Genomic DNA, 18,589 nt, shown 5'->3' on the forward strand with positions numbered 1-18,589 from the left:
AAATGATNGTTATAGAAATTAGTGAGAAGTTTGATAAAGCCACTAATGTTCATCTATTAGTGGCTTTAATATGACGATTAACGTTTTAACTGTGCTTCTTTTTGGTTTAGTAAACGAATTATAGGGTTTTGCTCTAATATTTTACTTTTCAAAATATAACCAATAATTAGTCCAGCTATAAAGCCCCCAATATGCGCACCATAATCAATGCCATCAGGGCCTGTTACTGCACCAAAAATGTTAAATCCTAACCAAATAGCAAAAAACCATACCGCAGAAAGTTTCTTCTGATAAATTACAAACATAAAAGTAAGGCTTGCGTGTCTAAACCACATTAAGTACATGCCAAATAAACCGGCTATGGCGCCACTTGCACCCACGCCTGGTATATTCGACATTGGACTTACAATATAGCTTGCAAACGAAGCGAGTAGTCCACAGGCTAAATACCATAACAAAAAGCGTTTATGGCCTAAAACATCTTCTAGGTTATCGCCAACTATATATAAAAAGTACATATTACCGACTAAATGCATTATAGAGCCATGTAAAAATACGCAAGTTAATACAGTCCATAGCTCATTACCTTTGCTTAAATCTGCAGGTGTCATAGCAAAGTTATCAATAACATAGCTAAATGAGCTTGGATTTAAAAAATAAAGTGCAAAAATCAATGTATTTAAAACAATAAGGCCGCGAGTAACCCAAGGGGTTTTTTGTGGTTTAATATTATATTCAACAGGCATTTGCGTTAAAAATTGGAACAGGTAGGTTTTCCAGCTTACTTTTTGATTTAGCTCGCCTAAACTCGCTTTTATTTCAGGGCTTTTTTCTACACTTTCAAGCTCATCTTTATCAATCCATGTGCCATCGCAGTGTCTACAAACATCAATTTCGGTATGAAAAGCTTCAAGTAAATGAAAACGTTCTAAACTTTTTTTACAGTCAGGACAGTCAAGCTCAGAAATCCCTAATGGCTCACCAAAGTGAGTTTCAAATTTATCTCCTTCAGGGCCGTCATTTATTTCTAAAATCATCCGGTTTACTTCATTTTTTTCGAACCATAAACCGCCACACTCACGGCAAATATCTATTTCTTCACCTTGATAATTGGTTGCTTCTAATGGATGGTCTTTACAATGAGGGCAGTTCTTAGTTAGCATTTTCAAGTTCCTTTAACGAACCAACAGAAATATCATTCTGCTGTAATTCCATTTTTAATTGTTTAGCGCTATTTTTTAATGCTGGTAGTGTTTGAGTTTTAATTAAGTTTGTTATTTTTGCTAATTCGATAGAGGCTTGCTTAGCAGACATTTTGCGATTTATTGCGGCATTAATGATAAAGTCGGCTCGAGAATAAAACCGACGTATTTTAGTTAAAAACTCACTCGGTGTTTCAAGCGTAGTAGGAGAAAACTGCATGGTTTTCCATATATATTGCTCAAGTGTGGGTTTAAAAAACTCCATCTCTGATGTTGGAGGACTCTTCGCTAAGCGTTCTGCATACTCAGCTACCGTGTTTGCATTATCATTAACTTCGTCATAAAGTGATGTACGTAAATAGTAGTTATCTTCCATCTTGCTAAATGAATCAAACTTAAGTGCTTGTTCTAAACCGCTTTGGGCCGCCAGAAAAACACCAAATACAGTAGAAATAACCATAAAAAATTGATTTAACCAAAAGCCTGTGCTTTTCAGTTCTTTATGATCGACCGTTTTAAGGGCTTGAGTGAATTTTTGAGTAGCTACAGGTGGTTTTGTATTGTTTTCTGGGGTGTGATTAGTTGGTTCCAACAGCTTGTTCCTTGAATATTTGCTTCCTTTTAAGGTGCACAAGAATACTTAAAAATTAACCAGTTATCAATGCTCCTACCAACATTGAATATACTTTTTACATATATACGTATATTAAAGAAACCACTCGAGTATAGCCTTTCCCTTAAATTTTAAATTGTTTTTTAAATCATCTCACGATCCAACTAAACGAGAAACATCATAGTTCTATATTAATGAATAGAGAGTTTTTGTAGTGCCGGAGGCTATTTTGTTAGCAAAGTAAAGTATTACCAATAAATGGACTAAAAAGTCCTTCTTTAATAACTCAATAATGAGGCGTAGTTAGCTTTTATATTTAAGGCGTTGTTGGCCCAACTCCTAAGAGGGGTATTTATTTTTGTTATACAAAAGTGGAGAACTTTTTACACAGGCAAAGACTATGTATTTAAAAGCACAGCACCACTTTTATTCTCGCCTAAATGATCATCTTTATTGTAAATTGGACAACTTTTAAGTGATAAACAACCACATCCTATACAGCCGTCTACTTTGTTGCGCAGGCGTTGCATATGCGCAATTCGCTCATCAAGTTGCGCTTGCCAATGTTTCGAAAGTGCTGACCAGTCTTGTTTTGTTGGTGTGCGGTTGTCGGGTAGGGTAGCTAAGGTGTTTTTAATTTCTTCGAGCGTAATTCCCATCGCTTGAGCTGCTTTTATTACAGCTACACGGCGTAATACATCCGGTTTATAGCGTCGTTGATTACCATTATTTCGCCAGCTCTTAATTAAAAACTTAGTTTCGTAAAAATGAAGAGTAGATACTTTTACACCACTTCTTTTTGCTACATAACCAACGGTTAGGTTGGCCTCAGTTAATTTTTTTTGTCCTACTGACATTATTTTAATCCTTTAGTTGACCTCAATATAACTTAAGGTTTTAAGCTTCATTCAACATTAAAAAAGGAGCTAACTAAATGCAACAAAAACTTGAGCGTAGTACGGTTATTGTTTATTCAAGCGCACGTAAAAATGGTAATACACAGGCGCACGTTAACGGATTTGCAGAGCAAAATAATGTGCGTGTAATATGCTTAGATGATTACAAAATTGCGCCGTACTGCTATAACAAAAACTATAAAAATGATAATTTTTACGCTGTGTTTGAAGCACTTTTAACGTATGACCATTGGGTGTTTGCTTCGCCAGTTTATTGGTACAGCACCACAGTACAAATGAAATTATTTATTGATAGAATAACCGATTATATGGACGATGAAGCATTAAAACCTAAGCTTCGTAGTTTACGTAGTAAGCATTTTTCAGTGCTTTCGAATGCGTCATCAAGCGAAGCTCCCGCCTGTTTTGTAGATCAGTTTAAAAATACGTTTAGCTATTTAGGTATGCAGTTTATTAACCACAACCATAAAAGTACCCAAAAGGTTGCTTAAATTGCAGCCTTTTTTGGTTGTCTCTGGTAGTTTAGTAATACGCTTAAAAAACAAAGGATAGTTTAATGAAATATTTACTATGGTTAGTACTAATTTTTAGCCCGTTTATTAATGCTAATGAGCAACCAATTAAAGGGTTTGGGAATTATTACAATGTTCCTCAACATGATGAAATAAATGACTCTACGGTATTTAAAATAGCCTTTGATGTTGCAGATGGCGCTAAAAAAGGTGAGCAGAACAATTCAATGAACTCACTTGCACGTTTTATTAATATGCATGTAGCACACGGTGTAAAGCCAGATAACATTCAATTAGCGTTAGTTGTGCACGGTAGTGCAAGTGTTGATGTGTTAGCTAATAGCGAATATAAAAAACGTTTTGACGCTGACAATAAAAACCAAGCGTTAATTGAGCAGCTACTTGCTAATAACACTAAAGTGTATGTTTGCGGGCAATCGGCTACTCACTTTAAAGTAACGCCAGAGCTTTTAATTGATGGCGTAAAAATGTCACTTTCTGCGATGACAGCACATGCTCAGTTACAACAACAAGGTTATACACTTAACCCATTTTAATGACTCAAATGATAAAAAATATACTCTGCTTTGGTGATTCTAATACCTGGGGATTAAACTCTATAACGGGTAAACGCTTTGATGAAAATACCCGTTGGACATCGCTATTAGCTAAAAATTTAGAGTGTGCTTTTGCTATTATTGAGGCGGGGCAACCTAACCGCACGTTAGTGCATAACCCGCCTTTTGATGGTGTGCTGAGTGGTGTTAGCTATTTAAAGCCTTATTTAGAGGCGCATCGAATTGACTTTATTATTATTGCCCTTGGTACAAACGATCTTAAAAAACGTTTTAATTTAACACCTAGTTTAATAGCAGATGGCTTAAATGATTTAATTAACTCAATACATAGTTATTATCAGAAAAGTAGTACTTTAAAATCACCTAAAATTATTATTGCTAGCCCACCTAAAATAAGAATTACCGAGCAGTATTCGCGTATTTACGAAGGTGCAGATACAAAAGCAACAAAGCTCTCTAGTGCATTTAAAAGCGTTGCGGCTAATAATAAATGTACTTTTATTGATTTTAATACATTTATTAATGTAACAGCCGGTGATGGGCTTCACTTTGAAAGTAATCAGCATTTAACGCTAAGCACTAAAATCACTCAACTGGTTCGAAATTTGCTCAACAATTCTTGAATCTATCTATTTGAATTTAGTACGACTTATGTAATCATCTAAAAAAAACGACATAAATTAACAACTTCGAGATGCTATGAAAAAGTACCAACAAAAATCTATTATAGCCATTTTAACCGGAGGGTTGGTATTTGTAGCTGGCTGTTTTATTTTGCTCAACTTTGCAGCTCAACAATTAACAGCACAAACAAAGTCAGACGCTGAATATATTCTCACTCATATAGAAGGTGCAATTGCAGAGAGGCGTCGAATACTTACCCCATTAAATAAGCTTGCGTTTAAACAGTGTGACAACACAACTCTTCTTGAGATGCGCCGCGCTTTATTTGATGCAAAATATGTAATTGATATAGGCTTTTTTAAAGGTAACCAGCTAGTTTGCACTACGGGTGCAGGCTTATTAAGTAAACCAATTAACGACAAACAGCCTGACTTTATTCGAGATGATGAACAGGTGAGGGTTCGTTTTGAGTCAGAGCTTTATCTATTATTATTTAGTGAGCGCCCTATGGAGGTAATTATAGTCAGACAAGGGGACTATAATTTAATTATGCAGAGTACGCCTTTTACCAACATTGGAATTACTGCGCCAGATTGGGAAGTTATTTATAAAACACCAAATGCTTTGCATCATTTAGCAGGTAAAGAAGGGCTATATCAGCAGGTAAAAAGTAATATTTTTTTTCCTTACGAAACTAATTCAGTTTGTAGTTCTACAAGTAGTCAATATTGTGTAGTAGTGCGCTTACCTTGGAGTCTGTTTTTTTCTAATAATCACTTATTATTAATAATTTCGTTAATTTTAACGTGTTTAGCGGGCATATCGAGTGCGTTAATAGTTGATGCGAGAATTGCTGCACGACGCTCTACTAATCAGCGTATTCGTAAAGGGCTTAAAAAGGGATCATTTTATTGGACTTACCAGCCCATTATTTGTTTTCAAAGTGGCAAGCTGATTGGTTGCGAGGTACTTGCACGTTTTGAAGATAAGTACGGTGCTTTATTTCCAGATGAGTTTATTCCGGTTATTAGAAAAAATAATTTAACCTGGACTTTTACTGAGGCAATGATTGCTACCACAATAAAAGAGTTAACCTCTATAGAGTTATTGCCAGAAGGCTTTAAAGTGTCGCTTAATATATTTCCGTGTGATGTAGAGCTGGGTAATGTGTCGTTACTGCCGCAAATTACAGAGCTTACCAACTCACGCTTTATTATTTGTTTAGAGATAACTGAAGACGAGTACCTTGATACAAGCATTGCGCATGCTCATTTTAGAACCTTAGTTGAATCGGGATTTAACTTATCATTAGATGACTTTGGTACGGGTTATTCGAATTTAAGAAACTTACAAAACTTGAGTTTTCATCAACTTAAAATTGATCGTACGTTTGTTCAAGATATAGCAACTGAGGGCTTAAAAGCCTCTATGATCCCAAATATTATGGAACTTGTGCATAAGTTTAATTATACCTGTGTGGCAGAAGGGATTGAAACCACTGAGCAAGAAGCAATTTTAAAAACAGCGGGTGTGCATTATGGACAAGGCTGGAAGTACGGTAAGCCCATGACGGCGTCTAAATTTAAAAATTATATAACTAATCAGCATTTTTAGATCTCAGCTGCCATACTAAACGTATCGGTATGAAATTTATAAATATTAGGTTTATTATGATCAGATTAACATTAAGTGCTTTTGCATTTTTATTACTTAGTGCGTGTACAACACAGTATCCAAACCAGCAGTTAACAGGTAAGCAGTTCCCAAGCATTAGCGGCGAAAGTTTAGAGCAAAGCATGGTGACTATACCCAGCGATTTTAAAGCAGATAAAACACTACTGCTTATTGGGTACAAGCAAGATAGTCAGTTTGATATAGACCGTTGGTTAATTGGTTTAGATATGGCGGGTGTAACGCTCCCTACATACGAACTACCAACCATTGCCGGCATGGCGCCACGCATGTTTAGCACATTTATAGACAGCGGTATGCGCAAAGGCATCCCTAAAGAATTATGGGGTGGGGTAATCACTATTTATAAAGATGGTGAAGCGGTACAAAAGTTTACAGGTAACCAAAGCCCAAATAACTCACGTGTGGTACTTATAAATAACAGCGGCGAAATTTTATATTTTTATGATCGAGGTTTTTCGGTTGATGCGCTAAATAAACTAAAAGCGAGTATAGAATAATTGATCCTAAAGTTAGTTTAGGCTAATGCATATTTAAGGCTTTATAAGTTATTAAGCCACTAATCCGATCTGTTATTTATCTTATAAAAGCAATTTTAAAAATAAAATTGATTAAGGTTTTACATTGATTTAATTGGGTTTTATCTATTTCAGGATGAGAAGCGATAGCTTTATTTTAATACCAAAATCCCATTGTAAGTTGTATTTGATTTAGGTAATGTAGTGTAAATGTTTCAAGGACGAAATTTATGCCCCATAAAAACTCGGTATTTGTAAAAACAACGTTTCAATCATCTTTTCATTCACACAACTACACCGCTATTTTAAGAACACTACAAGCTTTGTTTGGTGATATTAAAATGGACGAGGTTATTCCTAAAGCTGAGCAGCGCACAAATTATGATTTGTTTTTAATAGATGGTGCTAAAAGCAAATGGCAAGACCTTATTCCGACTGACCTTATTTGTTTAGCTAAACACTATAGCGTTGTCATTTTTAATGTTGATAAAGAAGATGTGTGCGAGCAAAACTTATTGCTTAACCATTTTAATGGTGTTTTTTATAAATCTGATCCACCAGAAGATATTTTTAAAGGGTTACTTCGTGTTAATACTGGCGAGCTTTGGTTTACGCGTAAAGTGATTTCAAAAGCTTTTAACGATATTTTAGCCGTGGCATCGTCGTTTAATAGCTTACACGACGAGATTGAGTTAAAGCAGGACGATTACGATCATTTAACAAAACGAGAAAAGTCTGTTATTCATTTAATTGCACAGGGTGCGAGTAACAATACAATCGCTGATAAACTTAACATTAGCGACCACACTGTAAAAACACATTTATACAGTGCGTTTAAAAAAACTAACTCACGCAACAGGGTGGAGCTTGCTAATTGGGCGCAGCGCTATATATCTGTTTTGCTGCCAATGGGGAAATAGTTTTTTGAATAAATTTCACTACTCCTAAAGTAATTTAAGCCCAGCTTTGCTGGGCTTTTTTATGTTTTAAAAAATATAAACTATGCTTTTTTATACGGGTGGGTTTTAAGCCAGTGCTCGGCTATTTGCTCACGCGTGGCAAACCAAACCTGCTCATGCGAGCGAGCATATTCTAAAAACCGTGCTAATGCTTTTATTCTTCCTGGTCTGCCAATTAAGCGGCAATGTAAACCTATCGACATCATTTTTGGGGTGTTTTCACCTTCAGGGTCACCTTCTTCATAAAGCGTATCAAATGCATCTTTTAAGTAATTATAAAACTGATCGCCGGCATTAAAACCCTGTACGGCAGCAAAGCGCATGTCGTTTACATCGAGCGTGTAGGGCACTATTAACTGTGGTTTACCTTCTTTAATACTGTAAAAAGGTAGGTCGTCGCTGTAATCGTCGGCATCATATAAAAATGTGCCATTCTCAACTACAAGGGCTGCGGTATTTGGGCTAGTTCGGCCGGTATACCAGCCTTTGGGCTTTTTACCCGTAAGCGTTTGAATAATCTCAATGGCTTGTTGCATATGCTCGCGCTCGGTTTGCTTATCTATATTTTGATAATTAATCCAGCGCAGGCCATGGCTTGCAATCTCATGGCCTGCTTCAACAAAGGCTTTAGCTACATCGGGGTGGCGCTCAAGGGCCATCGCCACTGCAAAAATGGTGACCGGTATATCGTATTTTTTAAATAAACGCAGTAACCTCCACACGCCCGCGCGCGAGCCATATTCGTAAATAGACTCCATGCTGATATGGCGGTCTTCTACATGGGGAGCACTGACTATTTCTGATAAAAACGTTTCAGCGGCTGCATCACCATGTAATACGCAGTTTTCGCCGCCTTCTTCGTAATTTAATACCACTTGCACGGCAATACGTGCTTTATTGGGCCAATTTGCATGAGGCGCATGTGGGCCATAACCAATTAAGTCTCGTGGGTAGTTTTTAAATTGTTCGCTCATTTTATTGCTCCTTTTTAAGTGCCGTGAGCCAAAACTCGAGCGTTTCGCGCTCTGCGTCTGTCATTTTTGTCATATTAGCCAGTGGCATGTCTTTAGTTATTACGGCGCGAGTATGCACAAGTACTTGCGACTTTTTTACCTGTTCAATTGAATCAAGTTTAAAGCCAAGTGGCGCTGTTTGAAAAAGCTCAGAGGTAGGTGTCTCGCTGTGGCACTGCGTACAGTGTTTGCTGATTATATCCCACGCTTGTGCGTCGGTAATACTTGCTTGTAAAGGCGCGTTTTCGTCTGCATTTGTTGTACTGCTGGGCCAAGGTGCTATTGCTAGCATAAGGGCAAAAAATGCTGCGATACCACTTATAAGTACTGAAGGTTTATTAACGCCTTGATGTTTTAAGTTAAAGTAATGGCGTATCCACATACCAATACCAAACAGCGCAATTAAAATAAGCCAGCCAAAATTGTGGCTATACGTGTAAGGAAAGTGATTGCTAAGCATAATAAATACTACAGGTAATGTGGCGTAGTTATTATGAATAGAACACAGCTTTGCCTTTAAACCTGGCGCTGAATCAGGGATTCTACCAGCTTCTACTTCACTCACCATATAGCGTTGCCCTGGCATAATAATGTGATACACATTGCCAACCATACAAGTACCAATAAGCGCACCTACATGAATATACACAGCGCGGTCGCTAAATAATTGATCAACCCCAAAAGTCCACAGAGCTAATAAACCAATAACTACAGCAATAAACACTTTGCCGTTTTCAACCAGCGGGGTTTTACACAATAAACGATAAACACCATAACCTAAGCCAATAAAACCAAGGGATGCGCCAATAGCTGCAAATTTACTTAGCTCACTTTTACTGTTATCAATTAAGTACACATCGGCGCCAACATAATAAAGTAAGCTAAATAGTAATATACCGGTGATCCAGGTTGTGTACGCTTCCCACTTAAACCAATGCAGGGTATGAGGCATTTGTTCAGGGCCATTTTGATACTTAGCCACTTCGTAAAAGCCACCGCCATGCACGGCCCATAAATCGCCTTTTATGCCTTTATCTATTTTCCATTGCGGTGGTGTTTGTAGGTTGTTATCAAGCCATGCAAAATAAAATGAAGCGCCAATCCAGGCTATACCAGCAATAACATGAAAATAACGCAGTACTAAATGAGCAAGCTCAAATAAATAGTTTTCCATAACAGTTAAGCCTCTTCTAATACCGGTGAGCGGGTGTCTGAAAATTGATTGTTATCATCGCGCTTATACACACTTTTACCCATAATGTAGGTTTGCTCAACGCAGCGGTCGTCGCCTAACATCATCATTGCAAATAGTTTTTCATGTAGGGTTTTGGCATGTTGTATTCTAAATTTTAAAAACGAAGTTGCCGAACAATCCATTACAATAAAATCGGCTTCACAGCCGGCTTCAAAATTACCAATTGTCCCTTCTAAATCGAGCGCTCTAGCACCGCCGAGTGTTGCTAAATACAGCCCCTTAAATGCTGAAAACTTTTGACCTTGTAACTGTTGGATTTTGTAAGCTTCGTTACCTGTTTGTAGCATAGAAAAGCTTGTTCCTGCGCCTACATCGGTACCCATGCCTACGTTTATGCCGTGCTCTTCACAGGCTTTTAAATTTAATAAGCCAGAGCCTAAAAATAGGTTTGAGGTAGGGCAGTGCGATATAGCCGCATTGTTATCGGCAAGGCAGCAAAGCTCGCGCTCAGATAAATGAATGCTATGGGCAAATACCGAGCGTTTGCGTACCATTTTTGCTTGCTCGTACACGCCAAGGTAATCTTCAGCTTCTGGAAATAACCCTTTAACCCATTCGCACTCGTCTTTGTTTTCAGATAGATGAGTGTGCAGGTAGGTGTCTGGGTATTCTTCAAGTAACTGAGTGCATTTTTGTAATTGCTCAGGGGTTGATGTGGGCGCAAAACGCGGTGTAACTGCGTAGCTTAGCCTGTCAACATTGTGCCATTTCTCTATTAGGGCTTTGGATTCGTCATAGCTTGTTTTCGCGCAATCAGATAAGTCGTCAGGACAGTTACGGTCCATCATTACTTTACCGGCAATCATGCGTAAATTGCGTTTTTGTGATTCTTTAAAAAACGCATCAACCGATTGCGGGTGCACAGTACCAAATACAAGGGCGGTGGTTGTGCCATTGCGCAGCAGCTCGTCTAAAAAGCGATTAGAGATCTCTTTTGAATAATGCTTACAAGTGAACTTTTTCTCTGTCGGAAACGCATACTCGGTTAGCCAACTTAGCAGTTGCTCGCCGTATGCACCCACCATTTCGGTTTGTGGTAAGTGTATGTGGGTGTCAATCATACCAGGCATAACGAGCTTACCATCGTGGCGGATAACACGCGCTGATTTATCAATCGTAGGTAATATGTCTTGCTCGTAACCAAGTTTAACTACTTTGCCGTGCTTGATAACTAATGCGCCCTTTTCAAAAAAACGATGGGCGCTTTCGCCAGCAATGGCCGGGTCGTCAACAAAGTCGAGTATATCGGCACAAACTACTGTTAAGTTATTATTGTTTTGCGTGCTCATAGTTAGCTACCTCTGTATGTAGAGTAGCCAAACGGGCTAAGCAACAATGGGATATGATGATGTTTAGTATCTTGTAATCTAAACGTTATTTGCGCTTCTGGGTAAAATGCAGGGATAGGTTGGTTTTGGTAATAACTATCTAAATCAAATACCAGTTTATAGGTTGCAAATTCTACTTCTGTATTTAGCCAGTCGGTAATTCGCCCATCGGTATCGGTTGTGCCTTGGGTTAGTTGTACCCATTCGTTATTTGTAAGTTTAAATAGCTTAACAGCAACGTTTGCTGCAGGTTTTCCGGTGCTGGTATCAAGTATATGGGTGGTTATAGGGCTTTTGCTCATAGCAGTGACTCCAATCTTATTTTTGTTATTTTGGCTTGTTCGCCCGCGGCTATATTTAGCTCTGTACTGCGGGTGTTGTGTATGCGCTGCTCTATGAGTTCAAGCATTTGTTCGGCCGTTTTACCGGTGGCGCACACAATAAAAATAAAGCCAAACTTGCTCAGGTACTCATTATTAAGAACGATCATTTTGGTAAGTACGGCTTCGTTTGCTTTGCTCATACCCGATTGCTCATGCCCCGCTTTTTGTGCTGTAGCAGCGTATTTTTTGCTAAGGGTTGATAAGTCGCCTATTTGCGGGTGGCCTTCAAAGGCAGCTAAATAGTCGCTCTCGCCAAGGCTATCCCATATGCTTTTTGCGCATTCAAACAGCTGTTGAGCACTTTTAAATGGCATCGCTTTTACCATGCCCGCCACCCAGTTAGGGGCCGCGCAGCAATGCTCAAGTGCTTGTTTTGCTTGTGCATCATTTAGCGTATTTATTTGTAAGCTACTCATGCGCCTACTTCCTCCTGCGTGGTGCTAATTAAGGCATTTTTTAGTGTGCGCCACTGCAAGCCTTGGCGTTTTGGCGCTTGGGTTTGCATAGCCTGATAAAGGGCAATTAGCTGTCCACTAATCGAAATAGCCACTTCCATTGGTAATTTGCCCGTAATATTTTTAAGCCCAACAGGGCAGGTCATTTGTTGTATTTGATCGGCTGTAAAATCGCGATGTGCTAGGCGTTGTTTAAAACGTTTTGCTTTAGTGTCAGAGCCAATAACGCCCAGCCAATTGGCATCAGCGCGTTTAATAATGGCTTGGGTGAGTGCAAAGTCGAGCTGGTGGTTATGGGTCAATATTAAGTAGTTGTTAGCTTTAGGCGCACGCTTTACTTGTTCTGTTGGCTCTTCATCAATCACTTTTACTACGTTATTTGGAATAGCCTGTGGGAATACATCTGCGCGGCTATCTATCCAGCGTATGCGCATAGGTAGTTGTGCCAATATACCAATAAGCGCCTGTGCTACGTGGCCTGCGCCGTAAATATCTAAAGTAAAGCGCTCGCATTGCATGCATTCAAGCATAACGGTGGCAGCCCCGCCGCAGCACTGGCCTAAATTTGCACCTAGGTTAAATTGCTCTATTACTTGGGCGGCTTCGCCTTTGGCAAGTAGTTCGCGAGCTTTTTCTATTACTACGTATTCAAGGTGGCCACCGCCAAGGGTGTCGTAAATATGCTCGCCGCTTATTACCATTTTTGAGCCTGTGCCGCGTGGGGTTGAGCCATTTGTGCCAAGCACCGTGGCAATAACATAATTAGTGCCGCTTTGTTCGTGCTCGTTTATAGCCTGCGCCCAGTTTTGAGTATGAAAACCCTGAAACGACTCATTTAAATTAGTCATGTTGATGCTCCTTAAACCAACTAGCGGTTTGCTCAATTGCACTCAATACTCGCTCTGGGGTTGCGGGTGTATCCAATGGGGCGGTGTATTTGTAATCAGCCACACTGCTTATGGCATTACGAATCGCGCTCCATACACTAAAGGCCAGCATAAATGGCGGCTCGCCTACGGCTTTTGATCTAAACACGGTGGTTTCTGGATTTGCTGAGTTATAAAGATTGACGTTAAATTCGGCAGGTGTATCGCCAATGGCTGGTATTTTGTAGTTGGCTGGGCCAAAGCTTGCAAGCTGGCCTTTATCATTCCATTGTAAGTCTTCAGTTGTTAGCCAGCCCATACCTTGTACAAAGGCGCCTTCAATTTGGCCTATATCAAGTGCTGGATTAATTGAACTGCCTACATCGTGCAGTATATCAACGCGGGTTACCGTGTTTTCGCCCGTAAGTGTATCTACCTCAACTTCACTCAGTGCTACGCCGTGAGCGTAGTAAAAAAACGGACGGCCTTCGCCTTTGGCTCTGTCGTAATGAATTTTTGGTGTGGCGTAATAACCCGTTGATGAAAGCGATATACGATTCATGTAAGCAAGATTTGCAAGTTCGCTAAAGCTAATTTCCCCTTTACTAAAAGTAATGAGGTTATCTTTAAATGTAATACTTTGGCTGTCTACTTCAAAGTGCTCGGTAATAAAATCAATTAAGCGCTCTTTTATTGTGTTTACTGCATTTAGCGCCGCCATACCGTTTAAGTCGGTACCGCTTGAGGCCGCTGTTGGTGAAGTGTTTGGTACCTTGTCGGTACGCGTAGCACTAATACTTACCGTGTTAAAATCGACCCCAAAGCCATGGGCCACAATTTGCGCAATTTTGGTGTTGAGCCCTTGGCCCATTTCGGTGCCGCCGTGGTTTAAATGTATAGAGCCATCGCTATATACATGTACTAATGCACCGGCTTGGTTTAAGTGTTGTACAGTAAACGAAATACCGTATTTAACCGGCGTCATCGCAAGGCCTTTTTTGATAATAGGTGACGATATGTTAAATGCTTTAATAGCCTCTTTACGTGCCCAGTAGTCACCCGACTCCTCAAGCTGGTTTATCATATCTTTTAAAATATGTTGCTCTATGGTTTGATGGTACGGCGTGGTGTCGCGGCCTTTTTTATATAAATTGAGTTTTCTAATTTCAAGCGGATCTTTACCTAATGTGGCGGCTATATCGTCCATTATTAGCTCGCCCATGATCATGCCTTGCGGGCCACCAAATCCTCTAAATGCGGTATGGCTTACGGTATTTACTTTACAGCGATTACCTTTAATTGTGGCGGCTGGGTAGTAGTAGGCGTTGTCGGCATGAAACATGGCACGGTCTACAATTGCATCCGATAAATCAGGCGAGTAGCCACAAAATCCGTTTACGGTAATGTCGGCACCTTCTATTAAGCCATTTTCGTCAAAACCAACATGGTATTGATTATAAAAAGGGTGGCGTTTACCGGTTAATTTAAAATCGTCGCTACGGGCTAGGCGCATTTTTACTGCGCAGCCAAGGTGGTAAACCGCAAGGGCTGCAAGGCATGCCCATGGTGCGCCTTGGGTTTCTTTGCCGCCAAAAGCACCGCCCATACGGCGGGTTTCTACGTTTACAAAGCTAAATGGCTTTTTTAAAATTTTAGCAACTAAATGCTGCACCTCAGTAGGGTGTTGCGTAGAGCACTGAACATGAATGCCCCCGTCGTTATCAGGTTGCGCCAGCGCTATTTGGCCTTCTAAATAAAAGTGTTCTTGCCCGCCTATGTTTATTTCTCCTTTAAGCTGGTGGGCTGCGTTATTAATGGCTTGTTCGCTGTTACCACGGTTAAGTGAATGGGGCGGCCTCACCCAGTGCTCTTTGCTAATGGCTTCTTTAATATCAAGTATGGGCGTAGTTTGCTCGCACTCTATAACCACCAAACGTGCAGCGCGGCGCGCTATTTCATAGGTGTCGGCAACGACAATTAATACAGGTTGTCCGTGGTATTGAATCTCATGGCTAGTGAGTAATACATCACCAGGAAATACCGGGCCAATATCTAATTTACCCGGTACATCTTCTGCCGATAAAATACGTTTAACGCCTTTAACTGCCAGTGCGAGACTTGTATCAATTGATTTAATAAAGCCGCTTGTAACAGGGGCGAGCACTGGGTAGGCATGCAGGCAACCGTAAGGCTCAGGATTATCGTCGGCAAAATTTGCACTGCCACAAACTTGTTTAATAGCGCTTTCGTGATATTTAGATTGTCCAACGCTACCACCTTGCGCTTTTAGTTTATCCATTTCAAAGTGACGCATGTGAGATCCTCGTAATGGCAATGTTGTTATTGTTGCGTGCTTGCGGCTCACAAAATTCAATACCAATGCGTTGTAATAAGTTTTTGCTTACCGTAGTGCGATAATGTGCACTGCTTCTTACATCGCTCATGGGCGTAAAGTCATCGTTAATAGCCGTTGCTGCATCTATAAAGCTACTTACTTGTAATGATTGAGATATCAGCTTTTGCTCAATATGCTGTGCGCGCTTAGGAATAGCAGCCATACCGCCCATAGCGCAGCGGGCTTGAGTAATCATGTTTTGTGAATGCTCTATAGCAAGCACCAAACACACGGTAGATATATCGTCTTCAAAGCGTTTTGATATTTTATGACACGCCAGTTTTAGCGACTCTGGGCGCTTTGGGATGGTGAACTTACTTATTACTTCATCGCTTTTAAGCACTGTTTTTTTGTAATCAATAAAGTAGTCGGCAACTTTAATAGTGCGCGTACCAGCGCTGCTTAATAAATCCATTGATGCATTAAGAGCGATTAAAAGAGGAGCTGGATCGCCAATCGGTGAGGCATTCCCTATGCTGCCACCGAGTGTGCCACTGTTACGTACTTGGCTTGATCCTAAGCGTTCAAATAGCTCTTTTGACTCTGGGTAATGGTTATAAAATACCTCAACAAATTGGCTATAAGGTAGTGCTGCACCAATGTGTAGCTCACCGTTATTATCTGCCAAGGTGCAAAGCTCCTTTACTTGGCTAAGGGAGATAATTACATCTGGTAAGAGCATGTTTTGGCTAAGCTCAATGGCAAAGTCGGTGCCACCAGCAACTAAATGTACATAAGGATAAAGCGCTTTTAGCTCAACAAGTTGTTGGGCAGTTTGTGGTAAGTAAAATTTGCGAGGACCATTTTTTAAAAATGGAATATCGTCATCATATTGCGTATTAAGTGATGCTTTAAATTGAGCGGCCATTGCTGAGTAAGGTTCAGCTTTACGCTCATAGCTATAGGCTTTTTCGGCTGCAAGTAATATAGGGCTATAACCTGTACAACGGCATAAGTTACCGCCAAGTGCATGAATAACCGCTTTTTTACCAGGGTACGTTGGCTCATTAATATAAAGAGCCAACAAACTCATTATTATACCGGGCGTGCAAAAACCACATTGCGAACCATGGCACTCCACCAGTGCACGTTGTACGGGGTGTAAATCGGTTAAGTTTGGGTATAAGCCAGTAGTCACAGCCTCTACCGTTACTATATGTTTTGCATGCGCATTACCTAATAACAATAAACAGCTGTTCATTGTTTTGTATTGCCAACTAGTTTGCCCGTTTGCATTTATACGCTCTTCACCCACTAAAATTGTGCACGCGCCACAGTCGCCAGTTGCACACCCTTCTTTGGTGCCCACTTTCCCTTTTTTGGTGCGTAGCCAGTCCAAAATGGTGAGACTTGGCGAACATTCTTGTACTTCAATTGGCGTGTTATTTAATAAAAATTGAATCACACAGACCCCCTTAATTTTTATAAAGCCCTGATACATAAAGGCTTGGCGTATGTTTTTTCTTGTTGTTTGCGAACGGGTAACAAAAATACTTTTTAATCTTTAATTAGCTTATTGCAGTTACTATGCCATTGTTGACCGCTTGGTCAGTTAAGGGCGGTTGGGTTAAATTGTCGAGGTATAGGTAATAACGGAGTAGCCTTAAAAATAAGGCACGGTGAAGCGAATGCTTTTACTATTTAAATCTAAAGGGGAAAGTAGGGCTGGTAAAAGCACATTAATGAAAATGCTTTATGATGTGGTTAAACCTGACCAAGGGGACATGTTTTTTAATGGCCGTATAATACCAATCAACAATGAAAAATTAGGGTAGGTGTCAGCGTTATTTTTTTATGTAACTTTGCAAGTTGGATAGGTATTAGCCTATTAATCTTTGAGTCAATTTTTGTAGGCTATCTTGCTTATTTTGAGTGGATAAATAGCGCTAGCTTAATTTATGAGCCTACTTATAAACAACGTGTAAAAAATACCTACTTTTAAAATAATTACCTTCTCAAATATTACCTTTCATAAAACTTAACCTCAAACTGCATTCAGTGTAAATTACAGCGTTGTTTTTAAATGTATTTTTTAAAGTTAATTCAACTTTTAAGGGATGTTTTTTGGCACGTAAGTTGATACAACTCCTTATAAATTTTAAAAAGGAATTACCATGACTGCTGAATACTTTATGGTACTAGGGTTACTCGGTGTTGCATTTTTTGCTGTTGCAGGGGCATTGCTTGGGTATGAAAAAAACATTAGTGGCTTTGGCGTAGTAGTGGTTGCAACCGTTACAGCACTAGGGGGCGGTACCCTCAGAGATATACTTTTAAACAAACCGGTATTTTGGATTGCTACCCCGGAGTATTTGTATTCGACCTACGGGGCCGTTATAGCAACAATTGCATTTATTCGATACTTACCGCGCGTTAATAATTACTACTTTTTATTGGTAGACGCTGTTGGTATGGCGTTATTTAATATTATGGGGATAGAAAAAGCACTCATTAATGGCTCTGGCATGGTGGTCGCAATTACCATGGGCATTACTACAGGTATATTTGGTGGTTTAATACGCGACGTAATTTGCCGTGAGGTGCCAACTGTTATGCGCAGCGAACCTTACGCCTCTGCGTGTTTAGCGGGTGGTGCAGTTTATGCCGCTTTATTTAGCCTTAATGTAGATTACATTTGGTGTATTTTAGGCTCATTTTTCACGACTATCTTTTTAAGATTAGGCTCTTTGCATTGGGGTTGGCATTTAACTATTTTCAGAAAAAAAGACTTCAGAGATCAAAGCGACTAATTTTAGCTACGAGTAGCTCGCGTTTGCATGTGGTACTCGTAATTATCCTCATCCGTTATAGTAAAACCCAGCCGCTTATAAAGTCCTAATGCTGGGTTGTTTTTAAGCACGGTGAGTTTAATGGGTTTTGACTGCGCATTTGTAATTACTTGTTCAATAACCGCTTTCCCATACCCTTTATTTTGGTGCAATGGATGTATTTGTAATTGCATTATTTCAACGTGTTGAGCGTGCGTTTGGTATTTTAAAGTACCAATTGGTACCTCATTTATAACTATAAGATGGGAGCAGTCATATTGATCATCAAGCCTTAAAACATGCTGTTGATCAGTTAAAAATAACCCGGCATTCTCTAAGTGTTCAACCATAGTCAGTTTTCTGAGGCTTAATAAGTAGTCTCGGTCTGAATATGCTGCCTTTATAAATTTAAAAACCATAGTGCTCCCTTGCAACAGCCTTAATGTTTATATTTGTAGAACTAATCAAAATATGTGCGCAGTATTAAATGTGCAAGCCAAGCTAACAAAGG

General features: G+C 39.7%; 19 protein-coding genes. 7 read left to right on the forward strand and 12 right to left on the reverse strand.

The features are described from left to right. Positions 1-77 precede the first annotated feature (77 nt). The 3 genes from I6F44_RS14725 to soxR all read right to left on the reverse strand — a co-directional run bounded on the left by I6F44_RS14725 (position 78) and on the right by soxR (position 2,672). On the reverse strand, positions 78-1,163 hold the full coding sequence (locus tag I6F44_RS14725) for a rhomboid family intramembrane serine protease (protein ID WP_197174055.1): 1,086 nt from the start codon (positions 1,161-1,163) through the stop codon (positions 78-80). Beyond that, positions 1,153-1,794 carry a hypothetical protein gene (locus I6F44_RS14730; RefSeq protein ID WP_121954177.1) on the reverse strand — a complete coding sequence of 214 codons (642 nt, stop codon included), beginning with the start codon at positions 1,792-1,794 and terminating at the stop codon, positions 1,153-1,155. Before I6F44_RS14730 ends, I6F44_RS14725 begins: the two co-directional genes overlap by 11 nt. A gap of 419 nt (positions 1,795-2,213) precedes the next feature. After that, positions 2,214-2,672: a redox-sensitive transcriptional activator SoxR gene (gene soxR, locus I6F44_RS14735; protein ID WP_121954178.1), complete on the reverse strand. Its 459-nt coding sequence runs from the start codon at positions 2,670-2,672 to the stop codon at positions 2,214-2,216. Between the two features lie 77 nt (positions 2,673-2,749). Here soxR and I6F44_RS14740 point away from each other — a divergent pair, with 77 nt between their 5' ends. The 6 genes from I6F44_RS14740 (at position 2,750) to I6F44_RS14765 (ending at position 7,576) form a co-directional block, all read left to right on the forward strand. Beyond that, positions 2,750-3,223: a flavodoxin family protein gene (locus tag I6F44_RS14740; protein WP_121954179.1), complete on the forward strand. Its 474-nt coding sequence runs from the start codon at positions 2,750-2,752 to the stop codon at positions 3,221-3,223. Positions 3,224-3,288: 65 nt separating this feature from the next. Continuing rightward, complete coding sequence (locus tag I6F44_RS14745; protein WP_121954180.1) at positions 3,289-3,801, forward strand: DsrE family protein; 513 nt, start codon at positions 3,289-3,291, stop codon at positions 3,799-3,801. Positions 3,802-3,809: 8 nt separating this feature from the next. Then, positions 3,810-4,445: an SGNH/GDSL hydrolase family protein gene (locus tag I6F44_RS14750; protein ID WP_197174056.1), complete on the forward strand. Its 636-nt coding sequence runs from the start codon at positions 3,810-3,812 to the stop codon at positions 4,443-4,445. A 76-nt stretch (positions 4,446-4,521) separates the two neighbouring features. Beyond that, positions 4,522-6,060: an EAL domain-containing protein gene (locus I6F44_RS14755; protein ID WP_197174057.1), complete on the forward strand. Its 1,539-nt coding sequence runs from the start codon at positions 4,522-4,524 to the stop codon at positions 6,058-6,060. A 56-nt stretch (positions 6,061-6,116) separates the two neighbouring features. Continuing rightward, positions 6,117-6,638 carry a hypothetical protein gene (locus I6F44_RS14760; protein WP_197174058.1) on the forward strand — a complete coding sequence of 174 codons (522 nt, stop codon included), beginning with the start codon at positions 6,117-6,119 and terminating at the stop codon, positions 6,636-6,638. Between the two features lie 248 nt (positions 6,639-6,886). Next, a complete protein-coding gene (locus I6F44_RS14765) occupies positions 6,887-7,576 on the forward strand; it encodes a response regulator transcription factor (RefSeq protein ID WP_197174059.1) in 690 nt (229 codons plus the stop codon). A gap of 80 nt (positions 7,577-7,656) precedes the next feature. On the opposite strand, the gene puuE is transcribed toward I6F44_RS14765, so the two are convergent. Genes puuE through xdhA form a run of 8 tightly spaced genes read right to left on the reverse strand, consistent with a single transcriptional unit; the run spans position 7,657 to position 16,715 of the window. Continuing rightward, positions 7,657-8,589, reverse strand: a complete 933-nt coding sequence (gene puuE / locus I6F44_RS14770) for an allantoinase PuuE (protein ID WP_197174060.1) — start codon at positions 8,587-8,589, stop codon at positions 7,657-7,659. A gap of 1 nt (position 8,590) precedes the next feature. Further along, a complete protein-coding gene (locus I6F44_RS14775) occupies positions 8,591-9,802 on the reverse strand; it encodes a urate hydroxylase PuuD (RefSeq protein ID WP_197174061.1) in 1,212 nt (403 codons plus the stop codon). A 5-nt stretch (positions 9,803-9,807) separates the two neighbouring features. Beyond that, positions 9,808-11,172 carry a guanine deaminase gene (gene guaD / locus I6F44_RS14780; RefSeq protein WP_197174062.1) on the reverse strand — a complete coding sequence of 455 codons (1,365 nt, stop codon included), beginning with the start codon at positions 11,170-11,172 and terminating at the stop codon, positions 9,808-9,810. A 2-nt stretch (positions 11,173-11,174) separates the two neighbouring features. Continuing rightward, entirely contained in the window at positions 11,175-11,513 is a 339-nt protein-coding gene (uraH, locus tag I6F44_RS14785; protein WP_197174063.1) for a hydroxyisourate hydrolase, read from the reverse strand. Further along, positions 11,510-12,010 carry a 2-oxo-4-hydroxy-4-carboxy-5-ureidoimidazoline decarboxylase gene (gene uraD / locus I6F44_RS14790; protein ID WP_197174064.1) on the reverse strand — a complete coding sequence of 167 codons (501 nt, stop codon included), beginning with the start codon at positions 12,008-12,010 and terminating at the stop codon, positions 11,510-11,512. Before uraD ends, uraH begins: the two co-directional genes overlap by 4 nt. After that, the gene (gene xdhC / locus I6F44_RS14795; protein WP_007584393.1) at positions 12,007-12,897 is read right to left on the reverse strand and encodes a xanthine dehydrogenase accessory protein XdhC; all 891 of its coding nucleotides are present in this window, start codon (positions 12,895-12,897) and stop codon (positions 12,007-12,009) included. The genes uraD and xdhC overlap by 4 nt, the downstream gene beginning before the upstream one ends. Beyond that, complete coding sequence (gene xdhB / locus I6F44_RS14800; RefSeq protein WP_197174065.1) at positions 12,890-15,229, reverse strand: xanthine dehydrogenase molybdopterin binding subunit; 2,340 nt, start codon at positions 15,227-15,229, stop codon at positions 12,890-12,892. Before xdhB ends, xdhC begins: the two co-directional genes overlap by 8 nt. Continuing rightward, positions 15,216-16,715 carry a xanthine dehydrogenase small subunit gene (xdhA, locus tag I6F44_RS14805; RefSeq protein WP_101163533.1) on the reverse strand — a complete coding sequence of 500 codons (1,500 nt, stop codon included), beginning with the start codon at positions 16,713-16,715 and terminating at the stop codon, positions 15,216-15,218. The genes xdhB and xdhA overlap by 14 nt, the downstream gene beginning before the upstream one ends. A gap of 709 nt (positions 16,716-17,424) precedes the next feature. Here xdhA and I6F44_RS14810 point away from each other — a divergent pair. Next, positions 17,425-18,060 (forward strand): trimeric intracellular cation channel family protein, encoded by a 636-nt coding sequence (locus I6F44_RS14810; RefSeq protein WP_004334621.1) that lies wholly within the window; start codon positions 17,425-17,427, stop codon positions 18,058-18,060. 2 nt (positions 18,061-18,062) lie between these two features. Here I6F44_RS14810 and I6F44_RS14815 read toward each other — a convergent pair whose 3' ends face one another. Further along, positions 18,063-18,497, reverse strand: coding sequence for a GNAT family N-acetyltransferase (locus I6F44_RS14815; RefSeq protein ID WP_197174066.1), 435 nt, complete (start codon positions 18,495-18,497; stop codon positions 18,063-18,065). Between the last annotated feature and the right edge of the window lie 92 nt (positions 18,498-18,589).

The organism is Pseudoalteromonas sp. NZS11_1 (assembly GCF_015864275.1).
In the GTDB taxonomy this organism is placed as follows: domain Bacteria; phylum Pseudomonadota; class Gammaproteobacteria; order Enterobacterales; family Alteromonadaceae; genus Pseudoalteromonas; species Pseudoalteromonas arctica.